This is a genomic window from Rhizobium sp. 01N48 (assembly GCF_056399145.1).
The window spans coordinates 122,943-147,215 of the sequence record NZ_JBFTQT010000005.1 but is presented as its reverse complement, the minus strand read 5'-3'; the positions used below and the strand labels follow the sequence as shown (position 1 = coordinate 147,215).

At 61.8% G+C, this 24,273-nt stretch carries 20 protein-coding genes and 2 pseudogenes; 13 read left to right on the top strand and 9 right to left on the bottom strand.

The features are described from left to right. The first annotated feature begins 35 nt into the window (after positions 1–35). From leuB to AC1DOG_RS12470, 3 genes and pseudogenes are all read left to right on the top strand, one after another. Entirely contained in the window at positions 36–1,148 is a 1,113-nt protein-coding gene (gene leuB / locus AC1DOG_RS12480) for a 3-isopropylmalate dehydrogenase (protein WP_477928366.1), read from the top strand. Positions 1,149–1,267: 119 nt separating this feature from the next. Next, a complete protein-coding gene (locus AC1DOG_RS12475) occupies positions 1,268–2,029 on the top strand; it encodes a phosphatase PAP2 family protein (protein ID WP_477928364.1) in 762 nt (253 codons plus the stop codon). Positions 2,030–2,112: 83 nt separating this feature from the next. Next, positions 2,113–2,841 (top strand): annotated as a pseudogene (locus AC1DOG_RS12470) (phosphatase PAP2 family protein); the annotation flags it as partial. A gap of 52 nt (positions 2,842–2,893) precedes the next feature. Here AC1DOG_RS12470 and AC1DOG_RS12465 read toward each other — a convergent pair. From AC1DOG_RS12465 to AC1DOG_RS12455, 3 genes are all read right to left on the bottom strand, one after another. After that, on the bottom strand, positions 2,894–4,780 hold the full coding sequence (locus tag AC1DOG_RS12465; protein ID WP_477928362.1) for an MFS transporter: 1,887 nt from the start codon (positions 4,778–4,780) through the stop codon (positions 2,894–2,896). 170 nt (positions 4,781–4,950) lie between these two features. Beyond that, positions 4,951–5,304: a VOC family protein gene (locus tag AC1DOG_RS12460; protein WP_477928360.1), complete on the bottom strand. Its 354-nt coding sequence runs from the start codon at positions 5,302–5,304 to the stop codon at positions 4,951–4,953. Between the two features lie 111 nt (positions 5,305–5,415). After that, on the bottom strand, positions 5,416–7,179 hold the full coding sequence (locus tag AC1DOG_RS12455; protein WP_477928358.1) for a glucan ABC transporter ATP-binding protein/ permease: 1,764 nt from the start codon (positions 7,177–7,179) through the stop codon (positions 5,416–5,418). Positions 7,180–7,506: 327 nt separating this feature from the next. On the opposite strand from AC1DOG_RS12455, the gene AC1DOG_RS12450 reads away from it, so the two are divergent. Both AC1DOG_RS12450 and pyc read left to right on the top strand, forming a co-directional pair. Then, positions 7,507–8,250 (top strand): helix-turn-helix transcriptional regulator, encoded by a 744-nt coding sequence (locus AC1DOG_RS12450; protein ID WP_477928356.1) that lies wholly within the window; start codon positions 7,507–7,509, stop codon positions 8,248–8,250. 119 nt (positions 8,251–8,369) lie between these two features. Beyond that, positions 8,370–11,834, top strand: coding sequence for a pyruvate carboxylase (pyc, locus tag AC1DOG_RS12445; protein WP_018901033.1), 3,465 nt, complete (start codon positions 8,370–8,372; stop codon positions 11,832–11,834). Between the two features lie 74 nt (positions 11,835–11,908). On the opposite strand, the gene AC1DOG_RS12440 is transcribed toward pyc, so the two are convergent. The 3 genes from AC1DOG_RS12440 to AC1DOG_RS12430 form a co-directional block, all read right to left on the bottom strand. Beyond that, positions 11,909–12,670, bottom strand: coding sequence for an amino acid ABC transporter ATP-binding protein (locus AC1DOG_RS12440; protein ID WP_047509001.1), 762 nt, complete (start codon positions 12,668–12,670; stop codon positions 11,909–11,911). Beyond that, the gene (locus tag AC1DOG_RS12435) at positions 12,667–13,347 is read right to left on the bottom strand and encodes an ABC transporter permease subunit (protein ID WP_113009335.1); all 681 of its coding nucleotides are present in this window, start codon (positions 13,345–13,347) and stop codon (positions 12,667–12,669) included. Before AC1DOG_RS12435 ends, AC1DOG_RS12440 begins: the two co-directional genes overlap by 4 nt. 182 nt (positions 13,348–13,529) lie before the next feature. After that, positions 13,530–14,303 (bottom strand): amino acid ABC transporter substrate-binding protein, encoded by a 774-nt coding sequence (locus tag AC1DOG_RS12430; protein WP_047508997.1) that lies wholly within the window; start codon positions 14,301–14,303, stop codon positions 13,530–13,532. A 240-nt stretch (positions 14,304–14,543) separates the two neighbouring features. Here AC1DOG_RS12430 and AC1DOG_RS12425 point away from each other — a divergent pair, with 240 nt between their 5' ends. The 3 genes from AC1DOG_RS12425 (at position 14,544) to ispG (ending at position 17,930) form a co-directional block, all read left to right on the top strand. Then, a complete protein-coding gene (locus AC1DOG_RS12425) occupies positions 14,544–15,326 on the top strand; it encodes a DeoR/GlpR family DNA-binding transcription regulator (protein ID WP_477928352.1) in 783 nt (260 codons plus the stop codon). Positions 15,327–15,385: 59 nt separating this feature from the next. Continuing rightward, positions 15,386–16,579, top strand: a complete 1,194-nt coding sequence (locus AC1DOG_RS12420) for an MFS transporter (RefSeq protein WP_111562669.1) — start codon at positions 15,386–15,388, stop codon at positions 16,577–16,579. 97 nt (positions 16,580–16,676) lie between these two features. Continuing rightward, positions 16,677–17,930, top strand: coding sequence for a flavodoxin-dependent (E)-4-hydroxy-3-methylbut-2-enyl-diphosphate synthase (gene ispG / locus AC1DOG_RS12415; RefSeq protein ID WP_113238175.1), 1,254 nt, complete (start codon positions 16,677–16,679; stop codon positions 17,928–17,930). Between the two features lie 28 nt (positions 17,931–17,958). On the opposite strand, the gene AC1DOG_RS12410 is transcribed toward ispG, so the two are convergent. Both AC1DOG_RS12410 and AC1DOG_RS12405 read right to left on the bottom strand, forming a co-directional pair. Then, a complete protein-coding gene (locus AC1DOG_RS12410) occupies positions 17,959–18,597 on the bottom strand; it encodes a LysE family translocator (protein WP_477928349.1) in 639 nt (212 codons plus the stop codon). Between the two features lie 150 nt (positions 18,598–18,747). Then, complete coding sequence (locus AC1DOG_RS12405) at positions 18,748–19,659, bottom strand: polyprenyl synthetase family protein (RefSeq protein ID WP_477928347.1); 912 nt, start codon at positions 19,657–19,659, stop codon at positions 18,748–18,750. Between the two features lie 135 nt (positions 19,660–19,794). Between AC1DOG_RS12405 and mtgA the strand changes: the two genes are divergently transcribed. From mtgA to AC1DOG_RS12385, 4 genes and pseudogenes are all read left to right on the top strand, one after another. Beyond that, positions 19,795–20,541, top strand: coding sequence for a monofunctional biosynthetic peptidoglycan transglycosylase (gene mtgA, locus AC1DOG_RS12400; RefSeq protein ID WP_018901841.1), 747 nt, complete (start codon positions 19,795–19,797; stop codon positions 20,539–20,541). 106 nt (positions 20,542–20,647) lie between these two features. After that, a complete protein-coding gene (locus AC1DOG_RS12395) occupies positions 20,648–21,295 on the top strand; it encodes a glutathione S-transferase family protein (RefSeq protein ID WP_477928344.1) in 648 nt (215 codons plus the stop codon). A 156-nt stretch (positions 21,296–21,451) separates the two neighbouring features. Next, positions 21,452–21,637 carry a 50S ribosomal protein L32 gene (gene rpmF, locus AC1DOG_RS12390; RefSeq protein ID WP_003543812.1) on the top strand — a complete coding sequence of 62 codons (186 nt, stop codon included), beginning with the start codon at positions 21,452–21,454 and terminating at the stop codon, positions 21,635–21,637. A 146-nt stretch (positions 21,638–21,783) separates the two neighbouring features. Then, positions 21,784–22,192: pseudogene (locus AC1DOG_RS12385) on the top strand (hypothetical protein). A gap of 58 nt (positions 22,193–22,250) precedes the next feature. Here the strand turns inward: AC1DOG_RS12385 and phaR are convergent. Next, a complete protein-coding gene (phaR, locus tag AC1DOG_RS12380; protein WP_018901844.1) occupies positions 22,251–22,829 on the bottom strand; it encodes a polyhydroxyalkanoate synthesis repressor PhaR in 579 nt (192 codons plus the stop codon). Between the two features lie 236 nt (positions 22,830–23,065). Between phaR and AC1DOG_RS12375 the strand changes: the two genes are divergently transcribed. Next, positions 23,066–24,247 carry an acetyl-CoA C-acetyltransferase gene (locus AC1DOG_RS12375; RefSeq protein WP_477928342.1) on the top strand — a complete coding sequence of 394 codons (1,182 nt, stop codon included), beginning with the start codon at positions 23,066–23,068 and terminating at the stop codon, positions 24,245–24,247. The last annotated feature ends 26 nt before the right edge of the window (positions 24,248–24,273 follow it).

The following is a 24,273-nucleotide window of genomic DNA, read 5'->3' as shown; positions in this document are numbered from 1 at the left end:
TAATAAGCCGCAACTTGGTTTTCCCGGAGGGTTTCATGACGACGCGCAATCTTTTCCTGCTGCCTGGTGACGGCATCGGTCCCGAGGCCATGGGCGAGGTCCGCAAGATCATCGCTTACATGAACGAGGAAATGTCCGCAGGCTTCGTCACCGACGAAGGTCTGGTCGGTGGCAGCGCTTACGACGCGCATGGCGCGGCGATCTCTGAAGCCGACATGCAGAAGGCGCTTGCGGCGGATGCGGTTCTCTTCGGCGCCGTCGGCGGCCCGAAGTGGGATGACGTTCCCTATGAAGTGCGCCCGGAAGCCGGCCTGCTGCGCCTGCGCAAGGATCTCGAGCTGTTCGCCAACCTGCGTCCTGCCATCTGCTACCCGGCGCTCGCTGCCGCTTCCTCGCTGAAGCCGGAGCTGGTCGAAGGCCTCGATATCCTGATCATCCGCGAACTGACGGGTGGTGTCTATTTCGGCGAGCCGAAGACGATCACCGATCTCGGCAATGGCCAGAAGCGCGCCATCGACACGCAGGTCTACGACACCTACGAGATCGAGCGCATCTCGGCCGTGGCCTTCGAAATGGCCCGCACGCGCCAGAACCGCGTCTGCTCCATGGAAAAGCGCAACGTCATGAAGTCGGGCGTTTTGTGGAACCAAGTCGTGACCGCGACGCACAAGGACAAGTATTCGGACGTCAAGCTTGAGCACATGCTGGCGGATGCCGGCGGCATGCAGCTGGTGCGCGCGCCGAAGCAGTTCGACGTCATCGTCACGGACAACCTGTTCGGCGATATGCTGTCCGACGTTGCCGCCATGCTGACGGGTTCGCTCGGCATGCTGCCGTCGGCTTCGCTCGGCGCGCCTGACGGCAAGACCGGCAAGCGCAAGGCGCTCTACGAGCCGGTACACGGTTCGGCACCTGACATCGCCGGCAAGGGCATTGCCAACCCGATCGCGATGATCGCCTCGTTTGCCATGTGCCTGCGCTACTCCTTCGGCATGGTCAAGGAAGCCGACAACCTCGAGAAGGCGATCGCCAACGTGCTCGACAAGGGCATCCGCACCGCCGATATCATGGCTGACGGCGCCAAGAAGGTCGGTACGGTCGAGATGGGAGAGGCGATCCTCTCCGAGTTCAAGGCGCTTTCAGCCTGATTTTTCACGTGAAACACCTTTCAGGCCCTTCGCATCTCAGGATGCGGAGGGCCTTTGCATTGAAGGCAACCGCCGCAGCCCCTATCTCCCTCCTCTATTGATAAAAGAGCGGGAGTGGAATGAGCGAGAGCGTCGATCGAAGGCCGGGTTTCTGGGGCTATCTGAAAAAGCGCTACCAGGCGCGCCGCACGATCCATCGCCGGGTACCCTGGAAGGGGTTTGCCTTTTCCGCGATCAACGCCGTGGCCATCGCCTTTTTCGTGTTCGATCGCCCGCTCGGTATTGCGGCCAAGGAACTGGCGCAGCCACTGGTCACGCTTGCCGGTGATGTCACCGATATCGGCAGGCTTGCATGGATTCTCGCCGGGCTTACAACCGTTGTTGCGACCGCTTATCTGGTCCGACGGCGCTTGTGGAAAGTGCGCGAGCGGTTCCGGATGATCTATTTCGGGCAGATGACTGCCTATGTCGCGCTATCCGTCCTGTTCACTGCCATTATCGCCAACACGTTGAAGTTCGCGATCGGTCGCGCCCGGCCGCTGATTTATGATCAGGAAGGCATCTTCAGTTTCGCGCCGTTCAACATGGATTTCCTGCACCAGAGCTTTCCCTCCGGGCACTCGGCCAATATCGGGGCGCTGTTCATGGCGCTTGCGTTGCTTTTTCCCCGTTTTCGCCTCGGCTTCGTCGCCATTGGTCTCTGGCTCGGCGCAACCCGCATCATCATCGGCGTGCACTATCCGAGCGACGTTACAGCGGGGCTGGCGCTTGGCGCGTGGATCGCTTTTGCCACATCGGTGCTGTTTGCACGCTTCGGTCTGGTGTTCTCGATCGGGAGGGATGGCGGGTGGCCGATACCGCGGCTCAGCCGCTTGTTGTAAGCGCCTCCGTAAAAATTCTGTAGTCTGCCTCTGCTAGGTCTTGGTCGTTGATCGACAACCCCTGACCAGGACCGCCGACAGACATGAAATCCTTTCTCTCTTCGCTCGAGAAACGCAGGCTTCGCTGTCGTCACGGCATGCCGCATCTGCGTTGGCAATCCTGTCTATTCGTCACCGTCAACGCCGTTATCCTCTCGCTCCTGTTGTTCGATGGTCCTGTCGGCGGCGATCACGTGCCGCCAACCATTCGCAGGATCGGCCTGATGTTGACCGATTTCGGCAAGTCCGACTGGATCATCATCGTCACCGCCTTCCTTCTGTTCCAGGGCTGGGCATCGTCGCGCACCGCCACCAGCGTACGTCACCGCCTGCAGGCGCTCAGGGTCAGCTGGATCGGCTGTTATCTCCTGACCTCGATCGCGCTGTCGGGATTGGTCGCCAATCTCTTGAAACGCCTGATCGGGCGGGCCCGGCCGGAGCATTTCCAGGACTACGGCATTTTCTCGTTTTCGTCCTTCTCCGGTCATTCTTTCGAAAGCTTCCCATCAGGCCACGCAACGACGATCGGCGCCTTCTTCGCCGCCTTCGCGCTGCTCTTCCCGCGCTATCGCATTGCTTTCGTGGCTTGTGCGCTGTGGTTCGGCATGACGCGGGTCATGGTGAGCGCACATTATCCGAGCGACGTGATCGCCGGCCTGGCGCTTGGCGGGTGGTTTTCGCTGATGATTGCCATCGTCTATGCGCGCCACAATCTTCTGTTTCGCCCAGGCGTCGGCGGCTGGCCGCAGCCCAAGCGGCTGTTTCCGGCAATAGAAAACCCGGCGCCTTTGGAGCGCCGGGCGTGGTCTGTCTTTTCGGGAAAGATCAATCCATTGCGTGGATATCGCGGTTCTTGGTTTCCGGCAGGAAAATCAGGCCGATCACAAGCGTGATCGCGGCGAAGATGATCGGGTACCAGAGGCCGAAGTAGATGTCGCCGGTGGCCGCACTCATCGCGAAGGCCGTTGCCGGCAGCAGGCCGCCGAACCAGCCGTTGCCGATGTGATAGGGCAGCGACATGCCGGTGTAGCGGATGCGGGTCGGGAAGAGTTCGACCAGCAATGCGGCGATCGGGCCGTAGACCATCGTCACATAGAGAACCAGCACGAACAGGATGGCAATCGTGCCGATCCAGTTGACGCGTGCAGGATCGGCCGCCATGGCGAATGTGCCGCCGCCGGCGATATTGTAGACCGCCATGTCGGTGACGCCGTTGGCTTCATCCGTCGTCAGCAGCTTGGCCGCTACCAGCTTGTCGGCCGGGATCGTCTCCTTGGCGCCGGCGCGGATCGCATCGGCGTTCAGCGCGAGCTCGGGATTGGAGGCGACGAAGGCATCGAGCTTCGCGTCCGGAACCTTGATGGCGCCGCGGTTCAGCGGGTAGCCACCATCGTGGAGCGCGATGTTGACGCTTTTCTCGAAGGCCGCCGTCAGGCCCTTGGCCTTGTCGCCGGCTGCAACTGCGTCGAAGCTGGTGATGGTTTCATCGCCGATCTTCACAGTCGCCGGCTGGCCTGCAGGACCTGGGACGACATCATAAGGCACCGAGTTCTTGGTCAGGAAGGCTGTCGCCACGTCGCAGGAGCTGGTGAACTTCGATGTGCCGGTCGGGTTGAACTGGAACTTGCAGTCCGTCGGATCGGCTGTGACCGTCGCGCGGACCGAGGCCTGCGCTTCGGCGAGTGCCGGGTTGGCGGTCCAAGTCAGGGCCTTGAACAGCGGATTGTAGGTGACTGCCGCAATCAACAGGCCAGCCATGATGATCGGCTTGCGGCCGATCCTGTCCGACAGGCCGCCGAAGATGACGAAGAACGGCGTGGCAAGGATGAGGGCGACGGCGACCATGATGTTGGCTGCCTGCAGGTCGACCTTCAAAACGTTCTGGAGGAAGAACAGCGAGTAGAACTGTCCGCCGTACCAGACGACCGCCTGGCCCATGGTGGCGCCGAGCAGAGCGATGAGGGCGATCTTGGCGTTCTTCCACTGACCGAATGCTTCCGTCAGCGGCGCCTTGGAGCCCTTGCCTTCCGCCTTCATTTTCTGGAAGGCGGGGGATTCGTGCATCCGCACGCGGATCCAGACGGAGACGCCGAGAAGGACGACCGAGACCAGGAACGGAATGCGCCAGCCCCAGGCGGCAAAGGCTTCCTTGCCCATGATGAACTGGACGCCGACGATGACGATCAGCGACAGGAAGAGGCCGAGCGTTGCCGTGGTTTGAATCCATGAGGTGAAGTAGCCGCGACGGCCGTTTGGCGCGTGCTCGGCCACATAGGTGGCGGCGCCGCCATATTCACCGCCGAGCGCCRGACCCTGCAGCAGGCGAAGCGCGATCAGGATGATCGGAGCAGCAATACCGATGGTGGCGGCACCGGGAAGGATACCGACCAGGAAGGTCGAGAGACCCATGATCAGGATCGTCACCAGGAAGGTGTATTTACGCCCGACGAGATCGCCGAGGCGGCCGAAGACGAGCGCGCCGAAGGGGCGCACCAGGAAGCCGGCGGCAAAGGCCAGCAGCGTGAAGATGTTGCGCGTGGCTTCTGGATATTGGGTGAAGTAGGTCGCGCCGATATAGGTGGCAAGCGAACCGTAGAGATAGAAGTCGTACCACTCGAAAACGGTGCCGAGCGAGGAGGCGAAGATGACCTTCTTCTCCTCCGATGTCATCGGTCCGGCTTTCGCGCCCCCGACGCTTGCGACATTTGCCATGTTCTGTCCTCCACAGAATGATGTGAAATGCGGCGCGCGACCATACTCTCCTCAAAGCATACCCCTGGTCGCGGTTCGCCCGAGGAAAGTGTGCCAGAAAACACCACGCTTACGGAGAGCGGCTTTGGGATTATGACTTTAGTCTAACGCCCCTTGCGCAGGCCTCTAGTTCAGCCTGTATGCGAGACGATGTTCACGAGGGTGCCAAAGGGATCCCGGACATAGAAGCGTCGTACACCCCAGGGCTCATCGGCCGGCCCATAGGTGATTTCGAAACCGGCGGCGCTCATGGCTGAAAATGCCTCATCGACGTCATCGACTTCGATCGACAGGCCCGGCACGGGTGCTCCGGAGCCGCCTTCGCTGGCAACGCTCACCTGAACCGCCATCTGCTGGTCGGAGCCATAGGTTGCTATCCAGCCGTGATCCATCAGCAGCTCAAGGCCGAGGATGTCCTGATAGAAAGACCTGGCGGCCTTCTGATCGATGGTCGCGATATTGGCGACAATTCGTTTGACCTGCATACGGGGCTCCCGGCTCAAGTTCCGGATTATCTAAACGTGCGGGCCTGTCAGGCAAGAAAAAAGCCGGATGGCGGACCATCCGGCTTCGATCGTTTTCGTGAAGTGCCTGTCTTAGGCGGCTTCGGTCGTGTGTGCCTTGCGGACTTCCTCGTCCGTCAGGATACCGCTGGCGCGGAGCAGTGCGGCGAAGCGGCCGTTGCTCTGGCTGAGCTCGTCGAAGCTGCCTTCTTCGACGACGCGGCCGTTGTCGAGGAAGAGAACCTTGTCGGCTTCGCGAACCGTCGACAGACGGTGGGCGATGATGAAGGTGGTGCGGTTCTGACGAAGATTGTCGATCGCAGCCTTCACGCGGTTCTCGGTTTCGACGTCGAGCGCGCTCGTCGCCTCGTCCAGCACCAGGATCGGCGCATCCTTGAGGATGGCGCGGGCGATGGCCACACGCTGGCGCTCGCCACCCGAAAGCCTGTTGCCGCGCTCGCCGACATGGGTGTCGTACTGGTCTTCGCGGGTCTCGATGAAGTCGGCTGCAGCGGCAGCTTCAGCCGCACGGCGCATGTCTTCATCCGAAGCGTTCTCCCGGCCGAGGCGAATGTTGTCGCTGATCGAGCGGTTGAGCAGACCTGCGTCCTGGAACACGGTGGCGATATAGCGGCGCAGCGACTTGCGGGTGACCTTCGTCGTATCGTGGCCGTCGACGAGGATCTGGCCGCTGTCGGGGTCATAGACGCGCTGCAGCAGGTTGATCATCGTGGTCTTGCCCGAGCCGGTCGGGCCGACGATCGCAACCGTCTGGCCAGCCTTGGCGGTGAAGGACACGTTGTGCAGGCCCTGAGCCGTGTTGCCGAAGCGGAACGACACGTTGCGGAACTCGACTTCGCCCTTCACGTCGGTGATGTCGGCGTTGCCGGCAGGCTCTTCGCGATCACGGACCGAGTCTTCGAGAGCATAGAAGTCCTCAAGCTTGGAACGGGCCTCGAAAATCTGCGAGGCGAACTGGCGCATCTGGTCGAGACGCGAGATCAGGAGGTTGGCAAAGCCGATGAAGGCGATAACGTCACCGATGCGCAGCTCGCCGGCCTGGACCATGACGGTGCCGATGACGAGAATGATCATCATGGCGATGGTCGAAGCCATGCGGTTCATCGCGCCGGCCAGGGCCCACCAGTCGAGAACCGGGTACTGGGCCTGCAGCAGGCGTTCGGTAAAGGACCGCAGCGCCTTGGTTTCCGCTTCGATGCGGTTGTAGCTGTGCAGCACCGAGACGTTGCTGATCGAGTCGCTGACATGCGAGAAAACCGTGTGGTAGTGGTTTTCGACCGAAGCCTGGCCATCCTTCGTGCGGCTCATGACGAGACGGCCGATCAGCCAGTAGGCGATACCAAGCACAACAAGCACGCCGGACAGACGGACGTCCATCGAGATCGCCGTCGGGATGAGGATGGCGATGGCAACGACGGTCGCAAGGTGATTGCGCATGAATTCGAGCCAGAGGCCGAACAGCGTCTCACAGGCACGAAGCAGCGTATGCAGGGCATTGGACGTGCCACGCTGATGATGCCAGGAGAGCGGCATGGAGATGATGCGGCCGAACGCTTCCGTCAGAAGCGTCGCGCGACGGCCATGGGCCAGCCGGTCAGCCTCACGGGCGACTAGGACGAAGGCGATCGTGTTGAAGACGGCGAAACCGGCCCACATGAACAAGATCGGCTTGACCTCGCCTTTGCCGGAAATAGCATCTATAATGCGGCCGAAAAGGATCGGCTCGGCGATGGTGATCGCTGCGAGCACGATGTTCGCGATAACGACCAGGGATACGCGGAACTTATAGGCGCCAAGATAGCGCAAAGCTCTTGCATAGACCTTGAAAAGCGACACGGCGAATTCCTCTTTGTGCATCTGCGAAATAGCGGATGTTGCGATGCTACAAAAACCTATCTGAACTGGCGATTAACAAGGCATTCATTGTTGGCGTTTCGCCGTCGTGCCGACGCTCGTTTTCATGAGCGGGTGCCAGATGTGGTAAAATTTCTTAGTGAAATGAAAAGGCTCGACATTTAACCCTTGCGTTGTCGCGTCAAACTGGCACAACCATAAACGATATTCTGAACTCTAATTTAATTGCATCGATAACCGTTCGCTATCGGGGCAAGTCCTGTCGCAGCGGCTTCACTTGAAAGCCTGTGATGGGATGGGGGCATTTTAGTGAATATTCATTCATTAATTCAATTACTTGTCGTTCTTGAAGAGTGCCGGAAGCCGGAGGCGGTGGTCGAGGAGCTGAGACACGTCGTCCTGTCTTATGGCTTCGAGTTTCATGGGCTGCTCCGGTATCCGAAGCATAGCGAGGATATGACCGGAGCGGTGCTCGCCGGCGAATGGCCCGAGGGATGGCCGCAGGTCTATGTCGGCAAGAAATACATGCTGAACGATCCGACGATCCGCTATCTGGCTTTCGCGCAACAGCCGTTCCGCTGGAAGGATGGCCTGGCGGCGTTCCGCAAGGATCCGCACTATCGGCGGATGGAGCAGATGATGTCGGCCGCTTCGGGCTATGGCCTGAAGGATGGCTACACATTTCCAGTGCATGGAAGAAGCGGCGTGCTCGGTTATCTGAGCGTCGGCGGCAAGCCTGTCGATCTGTCTCCGCTCGAAATGACCCTCTTCGATGCGATCGCCAAGCGGGCATTCTGGCGCCTGCTCGAACTGCGCGGCGAAGACGGTTCCGTGTCGGACGATCTGCCGGGCGCTGATACCCGGCTCACGCGCAGAGAAATGGAAATACTGCAATATCTCGCGGAGGGCCTGACGTCGGTCGAGATCGGCAAGCTCTTGCAGATCTCCAACCATACGGTCGACTGGTACATGAACGGTCTGCAGGACAAGCTGAAGGCAAAGAACCGTCAGCACGCCGTTGCCGTTGCGTTCCGCCATGGGCTCATCAGCTAGCTAGTTTAGAGAAATTCGATCTGGTGTCGTCGTGGGAAATTGAACTTTCCGTGACAGCGGGTTAAGACTCCTTTCGCGGGTGCAGCATTGCCCGTTTTTATGCCGTGAGGAGACTGCATTTGCCCATTTCCAAGATCCTTGTCGCCAACCGTTCCGAAATTGCCATCCGCGTGTTTCGCGCTGCCAACGAGCTCGGGATAAAAACGGTCGCGATATGGGCTGAGGAAGACAAACTGGCGCTGCATCGCTTCAAGGCGGACGAGAGCTACCAGGTCGGCCGCGGCCCGCATCTGGCGCGCGACCTCGGCCCGATCGAGAGCTACCTGTCGATCGATGAAGTCATCCGCGTCGCAAAACTCTCCGGCGCCGATGCCATCCATCCGGGTTACGGCCTGTTGTCGGAAAGCCCCGAATTCGTCGACGCCTGCAACAAGGCCGGCATCATCTTCATCGGCCCGACCGGCGATACGATGCGCCAGCTCGGCAACAAGGTGGCGGCCCGCAATCTGGCGATCTCGGTCGGCGTTCCTGTCGTTCCGGCCACCGATCCGCTGCCGGATGATATGGCCGTCGTCGCCAAGATGGCCGACGAGATCGGCTACCCCGTCATGCTCAAGGCCTCCTGGGGCGGTGGCGGTCGCGGCATGCGCGCCATTCGCGATCCGAAGGACCTTGCCCGCGAAGTCACCGAAGCCAAGCGCGAGGCGATGGCCGCCTTCGGCAAGGATGAGGTCTATCTCGAAAAGCTCGTCGAGCGCGCCCGTCACGTCGAAAGCCAGATCCTGGGCGATACGCACGGCAATGTCGTGCATCTCTTCGAGCGTGACTGCTCGATCCAGCGCCGTAACCAGAAGGTCGTCGAGCGCGCGCCTGCCCCTTATCTCTCTGAAGCGCAGCGCCAGGAACTGGCCGCCTATTCGCTGAAGATCGCGGGCGCCACCGGCTATGTCGGCGCCGGCACGGTCGAATATCTGATGGATGCCGATACCGGCAAATTCTACTTCATCGAAGTCAATCCGCGCATCCAGGTCGAGCACACGGTCACCGAAGTCGTTACTGGCATCGATATCGTCAAGGCGCAGATCCACATTCTCGACGGCTTCGCGATCGGCACCCCGGAATCGGGCGTTCCCGCACAGGCCGATATCAAGCTCAACGGCCATGCCCTGCAGTGCCGCATCACCACCGAGGATCCGGAGCACAACTTCATCCCGGATTATGGCCGCATCACCGCCTACCGTTCGGCATCCGGCTTCGGCATTCGTCTCGATGGCGGCACGTCCTATTCGGGCGCAATCATCACCCGCTATTACGATCCGCTGCTGGTCAAGGTCACGGCCTGGGCGCCGAGCCCGTCGGAAGCGATCTCGCGCATGGACCGCGCGCTGCGCGAATTCCGTATCCGCGGCGTCGCCACCAACCTGACCTTCCTGGAAGCGATCATCACGCATCCGAAGTTCAAGGATAACAGCTACACCACCCGCTTCATCGACACGACGCCGGAGCTGTTCCAGCAGGTCAAGCGCCAGGACCGCGCGACGAAGCTGCTCACCTATCTCGCCGACGTCACCGTCAACGGTCACCCGGAAGCCAAGGACAGACCGCGCCCGACTGCGGATGCCGCCGAGCCCGTCGTGCCCTACACCAACGGCACGACGATCAAGGACGGCACCAAGCAGCTGCTCGACACGCTGGGTCCGAAGAAGTTCGGCGAATGGATGCGCAACGAAAAGCGCGTGTTGATGACCGACACGACGATGCGCGACGGCCATCAGTCGCTGCTCGCGACCCGCATGCGCACCTACGACATCGCCCGCATCGCCGGCACCTATGCGCATGCGCTGCCGAACCTGCTCTCGCTGGAATGCTGGGGCGGCGCCACCTTCGACGTCTCCATGCGCTTCCTGACGGAAGATCCGTGGGAGCGCCTGTCTCAGGTGCGTGAGGCGGCGCCGAACCTCCTGCTGCAGATGCTGCTGCGCGGTGCCAACGGCGTCGGCTACAAGAACTACCCCGACAACGTCGTCAAATACTTCGTCCGTCAGGCCGCTGCCGGCGGCATCGATCTCTTCCGCGTCTTCGACTGCCTGAATTGGGTCGAGAACATGCGCGTGTCGATGGATGCGGTCGCCGAAGAGAACAAGCTCTGCGAAGCGGCGATCTGCTATACCGGCGACATCCTGAACTCGGCGCGCCCGAAGTACGATCTGAAGTACTACACCGATCTCGCCGTCCAGCTCGAAAAGGCCGGCGCGCATATCATCGCGCTGAAGGACATGGCGGGCCTGTTGAAGCCGGCCGCCGCCAAGGTGCTGTTCAAGGCGCTGCGCGAGGCGACAAGCCTGCCGATCCACTTCCACACGCACGACACCTCGGGCATTGCGGCCGCGACCGTTCTGGCGGCGGTCGACGCCGGTGTCGATGCCGTCGACGCGGCCATGGACGCGCTGTCGGGCAACACCTCGCAGCCGTGCTTGGGCTCGATCGTCGAAGCGCTGCGCGGTTCCGAGCGCGATCCTGGTCTCGATCCGGAATGGATCCGCCGCATCTCCTTCTACTGGGAAGCGGTGCGCCACCAGTACGCGGCCTTCGAAAGCGATCTCAAGGGACCGGCCTCGGAAGTCTATCTGCACGAAATGCCGGGCGGCCAGTTCACCAATCTCAAGGAACAGGCCCGCTCGCTCGGTCTCGAGACCCGCTGGCATCAGGTGGCGCAGGCCTATGCCGATGCCAACCAGATGTTCGGCGATATCGTCAAGGTGACGCCGTCCTCCAAGGTGGTTGGCGACATGGCGCTGATGATGGTCTCCCAGGATCTGAGCGTCGCCGACGTCGTCAGCGCCGACAAGGAAGTGTCCTTCCCCGAATCCGTCGTCTCGATGCTGAAGGGCGATCTCGGTCAGCCGCCGTCTGGCTGGCCGGCAGCGCTGCAGAAGAAGGCGCTGAAGGGCGACGCGCCCTATACGGTGCGTCCCGGCTCGCTGCTCGAAGACGCCGATCTCGATGCCGAGCGCAAGACGATCGAGACCAAGCTGGAGCGCGAGGTCAACGACTTCGAGTTCGCCTCCTACCTGATGTATCCGAAGGTCTTCACCGACTTCGCGCTGGCATCCGACACCTACGGCCCGGTCTCCGTCCTGCCGACTCCTGCCTATTTCTACGGTCTTGGCGACGGCGAGGAGCTGTTTGCCGATATCGAGAAGGGCAAGACGCTTGTCATCGTCAACCAGGCGATGAGCGGTACCGACAGCCAGGGCATGGTCACGGTGTTCTTCGAGCTCAACGGCCAGCCGCGCCGCATCAAGGTTCCGGATCGTGCCCATGGCGCAACCGGAGCTGCTGCCCGCCGCAAGGCGGAGCCTGGCAATGCCGCCCATGTCGGCGCGCCGATGCCTGGCGTCATCTCCCGCGCCTTCGTCTCGGCCGGTCAGACGGTCAGCGCCGGCGACGTGCTGGTGTCGATCGAAGCCATGAAGATGGAAACGGCGATCCACGCCGAGAAGGACGGCACGATCGCCGAAGTTCTCGTCAAGGCCGGCGACCAGATCGACGCCAAGGACCTGCTGGTCACGTACGCCGGCTGATATCCAGCCAACCAATTGAAAAAGGCGGCCTCGGAGCCGCCTTTTTCATGTCTGCGTGATCGGGATGTCTGCCCTCAAATATCGTAGGTATGCGCGGCGTTGATCGTCGAGATGAAGCGCTTGGTGCGGTCGCGTTCCGGGGCGGTGAAGATGTTCCTCGCGCTGCCGGTCTCGACCACGCTGCCCGCTTCCAGGAAGACGACATCGTTGGCGATCTTCGAGGCGAGCCGGAGGTCGTGGGTGGCCATCACCATGGTCGTGCCCTCGCTGGCGAGGCGGCCGAGGACGTCGACGACTTCGGCGGAGAGTTCCGGGTCGAGCGCCGAGGTCGGCTCGTCGCAGAGGAGGACGCGGGGCGAGGGGGCAAGCGCACGGGCGATCGCCACGCGCTGCTGCTGGCCGCCCGACAGCGTCGAGGGCCAGGCATCGGCCTTGTGGGCCATGCCGACCTTGGTCAGGAGCTCCATGGCGCGGTTGCGGGCCTTTTCCTTCGGCCATTTGAGGACCGTCACCAGGCTTTCCATGACGTTTTCGATCGCCGTCTGGTGGGGGAATAGCTGGAAATTCTGGAAGACCATGCCGGTCTGGCGGCGGATTTTCTGAATCGCTTGCCAGCTGGTCTTCTGGCCGGGCTTGAAGGTCAGGGTTTCCTCGCCGAGGCGGATGGTGCCCGCGGTCGGGATCTCCAGGAGGTTGATACAGCGAAGGAGCGTGCTCTTGCCGCCGCCCGAGGGGCCGACGAGTGCTGTGACGCTGCCTTCGGGAATGCGGATGCTGATATCCTTCAGGATGACGGCGTCGCCGAAGCGTTTTTCGATATTCGAGAGCTCGATCATGCGTTTGCCTCCAGCATGCCGCCATAGCGGGCGAAGCGGCGTTCCAGCCTGACCTGCAGGGCCGAGAGCACGGAGCTCAGGGCGAGGTAGATGAGGGCCGCCTCGATATAGAGGATCAGCGGTTCATAGGTGGTGGCGACGATGCGCTGGGCGGCCTGGAAGAGCTCCGGCACGGTGATGGCGGCGGCGAGCGACGTATCCTTGACCAGCGAAATGAAGGTGTTCGACAGCGGCGGCACGGCAACGCGACCGGCCTGCGGCAGGATGGTGCGGCTCATCGCCTGGCGCCAGCTCATGCCGATCGAATAGGCGGCCTCCCACTGGCCCTTGGGCACGGAGGAGATGACGGCGCGGATGATCTCGGAGCTGTAGGCGCCGATGTTCAGCGTGAAGCCGATGAGGGCTGCCGGGAAGGCGTCGAGCAGGATGCCGATGCTTGGCAGGCCGTAGAAGATGACGAAGAGCTGCACCAGAAGCGGCGTGCCACGGATCACCCAGACGTAAAAGCGGGCGATCGCCACGAAGGGCGCGGCGCCGAAGAGCCGGGCGATCGCGGTGATCAGGCCGAGCACGAGCCCGAAGGTGAAGGACAGCAATGTCAGCGGAATGGTGAAGACCAGCCCGGCCCACAACAGGGGCACAAGCGAATCCGCCATCAATTGAAGCCAGTGCGGCACGGGCGTTCCCTTTCGCGGGGGTTATCGGTTCGACGTGGAATACCTCTCCCCAACCCCTCCCCACAAGGGGGAGGGGCGAAGAGGCGGCACCGTGCGTGCAAAGTTAGTCTGAAAGCGTCCAATAAAAAGCCCCTCCGCCTTGCGGGGAGGGGTTGGGAGGAGATCTGTACTGTGGCTCAGGCTTACTTCGAGACGTCCTGGCCGAAATACTTGTCGGAGATCGTCTTGTAGGTGCCGTCGGCCTTGATATCGACGAGCGCCTTGTTGATGGCCTCCAGCAGTTCCGGTTCGCCCTTGCGGATGATGATGCCGGAGTGGTCGGCATTTTCTTCCTGTGCGGCGATCTTCACCGGGGCGTCGGGCTTGTGCTTCTTGAAGTCGAGGAAGGACAGGCTGTCGTTGATGGTGGCGTCGGCGCGCTTGGTCAGAACCAGCTGGATCGACTGGTCGAAGCCATCGGTGCCGACTAGTTCGGCGCCGGACTGTTCGGCGAGCTTGCCGAAGTTGCTGGTCAGTGACTGGGCCGACTTCTTGCCCTTGAGATCGGCAAAGGTCTTGATGCTGTCGTCGCCGTCGCGAACGATCAGCACGGCCTTGGAGGCGATGTAGGGCTCGGAGAAGTCGTACTTCTGCTTGCGCGCATCGGTTATGCCGACCTGGTTGATGACGGTGTCGTAGCGCTTGGCGTCGATGCCGGCGATCAGGCCGTCCCACTTGCCTTCGACGAACTCGGCCTTGACGCCGAGCTTGGCGGCGACGGCTTCGCCGATCTCGACGTCGAAGCCGACAAGCTTGCCGCTGGCATCATGGAAGGTGAATGGGGCGTAGGTGCCTTCGGTGCCGATCTTCAACACGCCCGCCTGCTTGATGGCGGCGAGGTTTTCACCGGCCAGTGCCGGCATCAGGGCGGCGGCCTGGATCAGTGCTGCGGTGGCGAGGGTCTTCAGGAGGTTCATGTGTCTGTCCAATTCACCAGTGTGTTCGATGGCTGAAAAATCGCAGAAAAGCCGATGCCGCGATGCGTCAAAAACTGCGAAGAAAATCGGCAATTGCGAATATTTTTCTCATTTATCACGGTTTTGGTGTTCAGTGTTTCACAATGTGAAGCGATGATTTGTTCGCTCCCGCTTGTTTGCACGTTTGTATCGGTTTATGCATGATTTAATCGATTTGAGATTGGTCAGGCTAAATCCGGCATGAACACGAACGAACTTCTGCTGCAGGAGCGCAAGAGCCTCATTTCGCGCAAGCTGCAGACCCATGGGCGCGTGCTTGCCGCCGAGCTCGCGGCGGAATTCGGCGTATCCGAGGATACGGTGCGCCGCGACCTGCGCGAGATGGCGGCGGCGGGGCTCTGCGAGCGGGTCTATGGCGGCGCGCTACCGGTCTCGCCTGCCGGCGGCAGCCTCAATCACCGCGCCGGTATCGCGCGCGACCGCAAGCAGGCGCTGGCGGCGGCTGCCGTTTCGCAGATCGCGGCCGATATGACCGTGTTCTTCGATGCCGGCAGCACGAACCTGGCAATCGCCATGGCGCTGCCGATGGATCTGCCGCTGACGGCGGTGACCAATGCGCCGTCGATTGCCGCTGCGCTGATCGACAAGCCGCTCGTCAACGTCATCCTGATCGGCGGATTGATCGACCGGCAGGTGGGCGGCGCGCTGGGGGCGAAGGCGATGCGTGACATGGAGCCATTGTCGCCTGATCTCTGCATTCTCGGCGCCTGCGGCGTCGATATCGCGGCCGGTGTCACCGTCTTCGGTTTCGAGGACGCGGAGTTCAAGCGCTTCGTCGCGACCAAAAGCCGGCAGGTACTCGTCGCCGTCACCTCCGACAAGTTCGGCACGGCGGCGCCGCATGGCGTGCTCTCGGCCGCCGATTGCGGCTGCCTCGTTGTCGAGCATGACGCGGATCCTCAGATGCTTGCGCGCTACCGCGATCTTGGCTGCAAGACGCTGGTTGCCGGCGAAACCGAATAAATATCGTTCAATGACGCGCCGGACGGGGAGTGCCGGCGCCAGTGCATATGGGAAGAGACATGGATAATCACGTCAACACAGCGCTTCCGGTGAGAAGCGGATACGTCACCAAGAACAGGACGGCGGTGTCGCTGCTGTTCCTGATCAACGGTTTCACCGTCGGTTCCTGGGCGCCGAAGATTCCGGAATTCGCAGAGCGGCTGGAGCTCAGCAAGTTCCACCTCGGTCTGATGATCCTGGTGCTCGGGATCGGCTCGCTGACGCTGATGCCGATCGCCGGCGCGCAGATCGCCCGGCATGGATCGCGGGTCGTGTCGCTCGCGATGGCTGTCTGCCTGCTGCCCGGCCTGCTGGCGCTGACGCTGGCGCCCAATATCGTGACGGCGGCGATCGCGATCTTTCTGTTCGGCGGCTTCATGGGGGCCATGGACGTTGCCATGAATGCCAATGCGGTTGCCGTCGAGCAATCGATGCGGCGGGCGATCATGTCGTCCTGCCATGCCTTCTGGAGCCTCGGCGGCTTGATCGGCGCCGGCCTGGGTGGGCTGCTGATCGCGCATTTCGGCGTGTTCGCGCATGCCGTCGTCGCCACGGCTCTCGCGGCCATCACGCTTGCGGTTGCCTGGAACATGATCCTTGCAGACCAGCCTCATCCAGATACGAAGAAAGAGAAGACACGGCTGCCGATGGTGCCACTGCCCTGGCTGCTCGGTCTCGTCGCGCTGTTTTCGATGATGCCTGAAGGTGCGGTGCTCGATTGGGGCGCGCTTTATCTCCGCGAGGAACTTGGTGCTTCGGTTGCGCTCTCCGGCTTCGGCTTCGCTGCCTTCTCGCTGACGATGGCGGCGATGCGCTTTGCCGGCGACCTCGTTCGTGATCGCCTGGGCGGCGTCATGACGCTCAGGATCTGCACCCTGTTCGCCATCGCGGGCATGCTTCTCGCAGGTTTCGCGCCGAATGCGGAGATCGCCATCCTCGGCTTCGCCTTCTGCGGCATCGGTATCTCCAACATGGTGCCGATCGCCTTTTCGGCAGCGGGCAACATTCCGCATCTGAAGGCGGGCATCGGTATCTCCGTCGTCACCACCATGGGCTATTCCGGCATGCTGGTGGCGCCGTCGGCCATCGGCTTCGTGGCCGAGCATGTCGGCTTCTCCGTCGTGTTCATGGCGCTGCCGGTGCTTCTCCTCGTGGTGCTGGCGCTTTCCAGTCTGGCGCGCTACGCGGACGGTATCTCCGGTGGCGGTCACTGACAGACGTCAAACAAAGTGATGGATGCCGCGGGTTGACAAGCGGGCGGTCATGATCCACCTGAAAGGCACGAAATTTAAGGGTTCAAGAGCTCTATCCATGTCTTCAGCTACGGATTTTGATCCGAAACCGCGCCGCGCATCCGTTGCCGTCGATGTCGGCGGCGTCATCGTCGGCGGCGGCGCGCCCGTCGTCGTCCAGTCGATGACCAATACCGATACGGCCGATATCGACGCGACCGTCGCCCAGGTGGCCGCGCTCTACAAGGCCGGCTCCGAGCTTGTTCGCATCACCGTCGATCGCGATGAAAGCGCTGCCGCCGTGCCGCGTATCCGCGACCGGCTGCTGCGCCTCGGCATGGACGTGCCGCTGGTCGGCGACTTCCATTATATCGGCCACAAGCTGCTTGCCGATCATCCCGATTGCGCCGAAGCGTTGGCGAAGTACCGGATCAATCCCGGGAATGTCGGCTTCAAGGACAAGAAGGACAAGCAGTTCGGCGACATCATCGAGATGGCGATCCGCTATGACAAGCCGGTGCGTATCGGCGTCAACTGGGGGTCGCTCGATCAGGAATTGCTGACCGCGCTGATGGACCAGAATTCGGCGGCCGGTTCGCCGCTGTCTGCGCGCCAGGTTACCCGTGAGGCAATCGTGCAGTCGGCGTTGATCTCGGCCAATCTTGCCGAAGAGATCGGCCTGCCGCGCAACCGCATCATTCTGTCGGCGAAGGTCAGCCAGGTGCAGGACCTGATCGCCGTCTATTCCATGCTGTCGGAGCGTTCCGACCATGCGCTGCATCTCGGCCTCACCGAAGCCGGTATGGGCACCAAGGGCATCGTCGCTTCGTCGGCTGCCATGGGCTATGTGCTGCAGCACGGGATCGGCGATACGATCCGCGTGTCGCTGACGCCGGAGCCGAATGGCGACCGCACGCGTGAAGTGCAGGTGGCACAGGAAATCCTGCAAGTCATGGGCTTCCGCCAGTTCATTCCAGTCGTGGCGGCTTGTCCCGGCTGCGGCCGTACGACGTCGACGGTCTTCCAGGAGCTGGCGCAGAACATCCAGAACGACCTGCGCAAGAACATGCCCGTGTGGCGCGACAAATATCCTGGTGTCGAGGCGCTCAACGTCGCGGTCATGGGCTGCATCGTCAATGGCCCCGGTGAGAGCAAGCATGCCGATATCGGCATTTCGCTGCCCGGCACCGGTGAAAGCCCGTCTGCGCCCGTCTATATCGACGGACAGAAGGCAATGACGCTGCGCGGTCCGAATATCGCGTCGGATTTCGAGGCGCTGGTTGCCGATTATATCGAAAAGCGTTTCGGCCAGAACAGGACGGCGGCGGAGTAATCCGCGCCGTCACTTTCCTTATCCAAAATCAGATACGGCTGGTGAGCAGCTTCAGGCCCGCGAAGCAGTAGAAGGCTGCCATCGCGCCTTCGATCCAGCGGCGCAGGCTTGAATAGATCTTCAGCGCCTGCGGTGTCGAGAAAAGCACGGCATAACCCATGAAGACGATGAAGCCCGTCGTCAGGCAGATGCCGACGATCAGGCCGGCAACGGATGCCGGCGCGCCCTGCGGCATGCCGAGCGCGATGATGGCCAGCCACGCGAAGATCGCCTTCGGATTGGTGACGTGAATGCCGTAGCCGCGCAGGAGCAGCGCGCGCGTCGACATGTTCTTCGGCGTCGTGGCCTGCTGGATATCGGGGTTGGCGCGCACGGCCTTGAAGGCCTTGTAGGCGAGATAGAGCAGATAGAGGCCGCCGAAGATCTTCAGGATCTCAAGCGCCACCGCGTAGGTGTTGAGGATGGTGGCAAGCCCGAGTGCGGCCGCGCAGGCCCAGGTGAAGGAGCCGGCGAAAATGCCGAGCGAGATCGTCATGCCGGCCTTGCGGCCATGCACCATGGATGTCGAGACGATCGCCATAATGGCCGGGCCGGGGCTGATGACGGCGACGATATAGGCGATATAGGCCGGCAGGATTTGCGGAAGGTAGCTGAAGGTCTCGTGCATGGCGCTTCTCTTGGAAACGGCCGCGCATCGTTGCGGCCTTGCGCCAAGTTTTAGGCGCGCCGTGTGCCGCTCGGCAATAGAGCGGAGCCTGAGCGGGTGCCGGAATCTTGTCTCGGTGACGCTTTTTCAGCAGTTGCTAACGCTGGAGCCTCAGCTTTTGCGCTCGGCGATGAAGCGGGCGGCTTCGACGAGAACCGCGGCRCGCTCGCCGTAGGGGGCCAGCAGCGCTTCGGCTTCCTTCACGTGGGCTGAGAGTGTCGCCTCGGCCCAGGCCATACCGTGCAGGCCCACCAGCGTGCCCTTGCCGCGGCCGGCGTCCTTGCCGGTTGCCTTGCCCATGGTGGCGCTGTCGGCGGTCAGGTCGAGGATGTCGTCGGCGAGCTGGAAGGCGAGGCCGATCCTTTCGCCGAACCGGCGCAATGTTGCACGGTCTTCGGCCGGGCTGCCGGCAACGATGGCGCCTGCCTCGCAGGCGAAGCGGATGAGCGCGCCCGTCTTCATCGCCTGCAGCATGATGATGCCCTGTTCGTCCGGTGCCTGCTTCTCTGCGGCCAGATCGAGCGCCTGTCCGCCGGCCATGCCGCCGAGACCGGAGGCCCGTGACAGCGCGAGGATCAGCGCGACCTTGCTCGCCTCGTCGATACCTGGCGTCGAGGCGATGATGTCGAAGGCGTAGGTGAGTAGGCTGTCGCCGGCGAGAATGGCGGTGGCCTCATCGTAGGCGATGTGTACGGTCGGCTTGCCACGTCGCAGGTCGTCGTCGTCCATCGCGGGAAGGTCGTCGTGGACGAGCGAATAACAGTGAACGCATTCGAGTGCCGCGCCGATCCGCAGGGCGGCGTCGCGATTGCCGCCGAGCATCGTTGCCGTCTCGACGACCAGAAACGGGCGCAGGCGCTTGCCGCCGTTCAGCACCGCGTAGTGCATCGCCGAGCGCAGGTTTTCCGGGCGAGCGATCTCGTCGTCCAAGACCGCTTGAGAGAGCAGCGCGTCGAGCACGCCTTCGATCTCACGGGCGTTGGCTGCGAGCCGGCTTTCGAATGTCTTCAGATGCGCGTTCATGCGGCGTTGTTTGGCACGGGCGGGCTTGGGCTTGCAACGGAATTGTCGACAGAGCGACCAAGATTTCCTTTGTGTCTGGCCATGCCAGTTTGCAGGCGGTATGGAGAAGAGGGGAACGAGACTGGGTCAGGGGAATTGGACATCACGCCGGAGACAGACGACAGCATGGCCATGCCGATCCATCGGCGCGCCCTCGTTTGGCTGAAGGGTCGTTCGCTTATGATGCGCATTGTTCTGGCGATCGCCGCACTGCTTGTTCTGCCCTATGTGCTGATCTTCCTCTACGTGCTGCCCTTCATCCATCCGGTCTCGACCTTGATGCTGCGCGATCTGGTTCTCTTGCGCGGCTACGACCGGCAATGGGTGTCGATCGACCAGATCTCGCCGGTTCTGGTGCAGTCGGTGATGATGTCGGAAGACGGGCAGTTTTGCTTCCACGGCGGCGTCGACTGGGGCGAGATGCGGATGTTGGTCACCGATACGCTGCGCGGTGAAGCAACGCGCGGCGGCAGCACCATTCCGATGCAGACGGCGAAGAACCTGTTCTTGTGGAACAGCCGCTCCTTCGTGCGCAAGGCGATGGAGTTGCCGCTGGCGGTGACGGCCGATTTCGTCTGGTCGAAGCGGCGGCTGATGGAGATCTATCTCAACATCGCCGAATGGGGCCCGGGTATTTACGGTATCGAGGCGGCGGCGCGCTATCATTTCAAGGTGCCTGCGTCGAAGCTCACCAGCCGGCAGGCGGCGCTGCTTGCCGTGTCGCTGCCCAATCCGATCGATCGCAATGCCGGCAAGCCGGGCCGCGGCCTGCGCAGTCTCGCCGGCGTCATCGAGCGCCGGGCGCGCAGTTCCGGCGAATACATCAGATGCATTTATGACTGACATCAGAAGATGTCGCTGGTGACCCCAGATGTCATCTGGCATGCGGGATCGGACGTATGAAGGATGATGTGTGGCTCGGCCGCGCTTGCTTGCAAGGGAGAGATCTTTGGACCGGCTGACGCTCTATATCGGCAACAAGAACTATTCCTCGTGGTCGTTTCGCCCCTGGATCGCGCTTGCCGCGGCTGGCATTCCGTTCGACGAGGTGCTCGTTCCCTTCGACATGGCGGCCGGCAATCCGCACTTCCGGGCGTTTTCGCCGACCGGGCAGGTGCCGGTGCTGCAGCATGGCGCCACCCGCGTGTGGCAGTCGCTCGCCATCATCGAATATGTCGCCGAGCTCTATCCCGAAGCCGGACTGTGGCCGAAGGCGCGCGACAAGCGGGCCGTGGCGCGTGCGGTGTCGATGGAGATGCTCACTGGCTTCAGGGCGCTGCGCAACGCCTGTCCGATGAACATGCGCCGCCCGAAGGGCCGGATTGCGCTCGCCGACGGCGTCATGGCCGATGTGGCGCGCATCGAGACGATCTGGCTGGATCTGCGCGCCCATTCCGGCGGCCCTTTCCTGTTTGGTGAATTCTCCGGCGCAGATGCGATGTTCGCGCCTGTCGTCAATCGCTTCGAGATCTACGATCTGGTGGCATCGGGCGATACGTTGAGCTATATGGCGGCGATGAAGGCCCTTCCGGCCTGGAAGGCCTGGGAGGACGCGGCGCGCGCGGAGCCCTGGATCGTCGAGGAAGATGAGGTCTGATGAGAGATTCAAGTGAATCTCAAAAAATAAAGCTGGGGACTGGTCAAGCCCCTCCAAGGCATGTATAAGCGCGCAAAATTTCCGAAATCGCGATATGTCGTTTCGGCCGCCAGTCTGGCCGTTGGATGTGTTCGCCTGTGAAGTGGAGTAAGAAAAATGGCTGTACCTAAGAGAAAAACAAGCCCGTCCAAGCGCGGTATGCGCCGCTCTGCTGACGCGCTGAAGGCCCCGACCTACGTTGAAGACAAGAACTCCGGCGAACTGCGTCGCCCGCACCATATCGATCTGAAGACCGGTATGTACCGCGGCCGTCAGGTTCTGACGCCGAAGGAAAGCGCATAATTTCATTATGCGTTCTGCTTCAGCAGAATTCGCAAGGCCGGCCGTGTGCCGGCCTTTTGCGTTTTGGCAATAATATATCGCATGATCACTTGAAGTGACGCGGTGATTTACGGCACTATTCTTTCACCGAGGGAGAATACCGCCACATGTTCACGGCAATTCCGCTGATGGTCGTGCCTTTCATTCTCTATAATCTTGCGATGGTCGGGTTCATGGGCAGCGGCGGACTTCCCGCACTCCACAATGACCTCATCGTACTGTCGATGATCTCAGGGGCGATCTGGAGCATGTCGCTCGGCGACCTGTTCATCGTCGTGGCGCTCGTCGTGTTGTTCTTCGAGATCTTGCGCGCAACCCGCAACGCGCGCGGCAGCCTGGCCAACCACATGCTGTCCATGCTTGTGTTCATCGCGTTTCTGGTGGAGTTCCTGCTTGTTCCCGATGCGGCGACGCAGGTGTTCTTCATTCTTCTGACGATCGCGCTGATCGATGTCGTCGGCGGCTTCGCGGGTATCGATCCGCAGCGCCGGGCGGGATGTCTCTATCGGGCTTTGAGTTTCGGCATCTCCCCAAGCCATGGCCAGAGGAGATGCGAAGCGATCGGGGTCTGGTATCAGAGACTGTCGAGCTTGCTCTGAAGCGCGCGCAACTGTTCCTTCAGTTCGTCGATGTCCTTGGCTTCGGCCTTGCGGCTTTCCTTGGCGGCCGTTGCCGGCGCCTTGAAGGGCGAGAACATCTGCATGGCCTGCTGGAACATCTCGGTGTTGCGGCGGACCTGGTCTTCGACCATCTGCATGGGCAGCTGCAGGTTCTTCGTCAGCGGCGTCTCACCGAAGGCGCGCGTCACCTGCTCGCGCATCTGCGTCTGCTGCTCGGTAAAGGCGCGCATGGAGTGTTCCAGGAAGCTCGGAACCACCATCTGCATCTGGTCGCCATAGTAGGTGATCAGCTGGCGTAGGAAGGAAATGGGTAGCAGCGTGTTGCCGGTCTTCGATTCCTGCTCGAAGATGATCTGCGTCAACACGGAATGCGTGATGTCGTCGCCGCTCTTGGCGTCCTGTACGGTGAAGTCCTCTCCCTTCTTCACCATCTCCGCCAGGTCTTCCAGCGTCACGTATGTGCTGGTGCCGGTGTTATACAGTCGGCGATTGGCGTATTTCTTGATCGCTACCTGGCCCTCATTCTTCGCCATATGAATCTCCCAAAGCCCGTCTTATTGTCATTGAAATTCCTCCACTTGGGAGTGTAGACGCAAAATCGGGCCGGTGACAATCTCTTTGTGCGATGCGGCAAGCCCCTTTTAGTGCAAGACAATTCACGCAGCGTAAGTTCTTTCGAAAATTCGCATGTGCTGTCTTGTCGTTTGACTTGGCGATGAAGCTTTGTCAGTTTCAACCTATATGTGGTGGAGCAAACGAGGAGACCTTCATGTCCAGTCCGTCTATCGTCATCGCCAGCGCCGGCCGTACGGCTGTCGGTTCGTTCAACGGCGCTTTCGCCACCGTAGCCGCCCATGAACTGGGTGCAGCGGCCGTCAAGGGCGCGCTCGATAGGGCAGGCGTCGATGCTTCCGAAGTCGACGAAGTCATCCTCGGGCAGGTGCTGCCGGCGGGCGAAGGGCAGAACCCGGCGCGTCAGGCGGCGATGAAGGCCGGCGTTCCCAAGGAGGCAACCGCCTGGGGCATCAACCAGCTTTGCGGTTCCGGCCTGCGCGCCGTGGCGCTCGGCATGCAGCAAATCGCGCTCGGCGATGCGAAGATCATCGTCGCCGGCGGCCAGGAATCGATGTCGATGGCGCCGCATGCAGCACACCTGCGCGCCGGCACCAAGATGGGCGACATGAAGATGGTCGATACCATGATCAAGGACGGCCTGACGGACGCTTTCTACGGCTACCACATGGGCGTGACCGCTGAAAACATCGCGCGCCAGTGGCAGCTGACGCGCGAGGAGCAGGACATGTTCGCCGTTGCCTCGCAGAACAAGGCCGAGGCTGCGCAGAAGGCCGGGCGTTTTAGCGACGAGATCATTCCCTTCGTCATCCAGGGGCGCAAGGGTGACGTGACCGTCGATGCGGATGAATATATCCGCCACGGCGCCACCATGGAGGCGATGGCGAAGCTTCGCCCGGCTTTCGACAAGGAAGGCACGGTCACGGCCGCCAACGCTTCGGGTCTCAACGATGGTGCGGCCGCTGCCGTGCTGATGACCGAGCAGGAAGCATCGCGTCGCGGCATCCAGCCGCTGGCGCGCATCGTCTCCTGGGCCACCGCCGGCGTCGATCCGCAGATCATGGGCACCGGGCCGATCCCGGCTTCGCGCAGGGCGCTTGAGAAGGCCGGCTGGTCGATCAACGATCTCGACCTCGTCGAGGCCAACGAGGCCTTCGCCGCGCAGGCCTGCGCGGTCAACAAGGATCTCGGCTGGAACCCCGAGATCGTCAACGTCAATGGTGGGGCGATCGCCATCGGCCATCCGATCGGCGCGTCCGGCGCGCGCGTGCTCAATACGCTTCTGTTCGAGATGAAGCGTCGCGGCGCCAAGAAGGGACTTGCGACATTGTGCATCGGCGGCGGAATGGGCGTCGCCATGTGCTTCGAAGCACTCTAATAGCCTGCTTTATATCGTATCGGGTT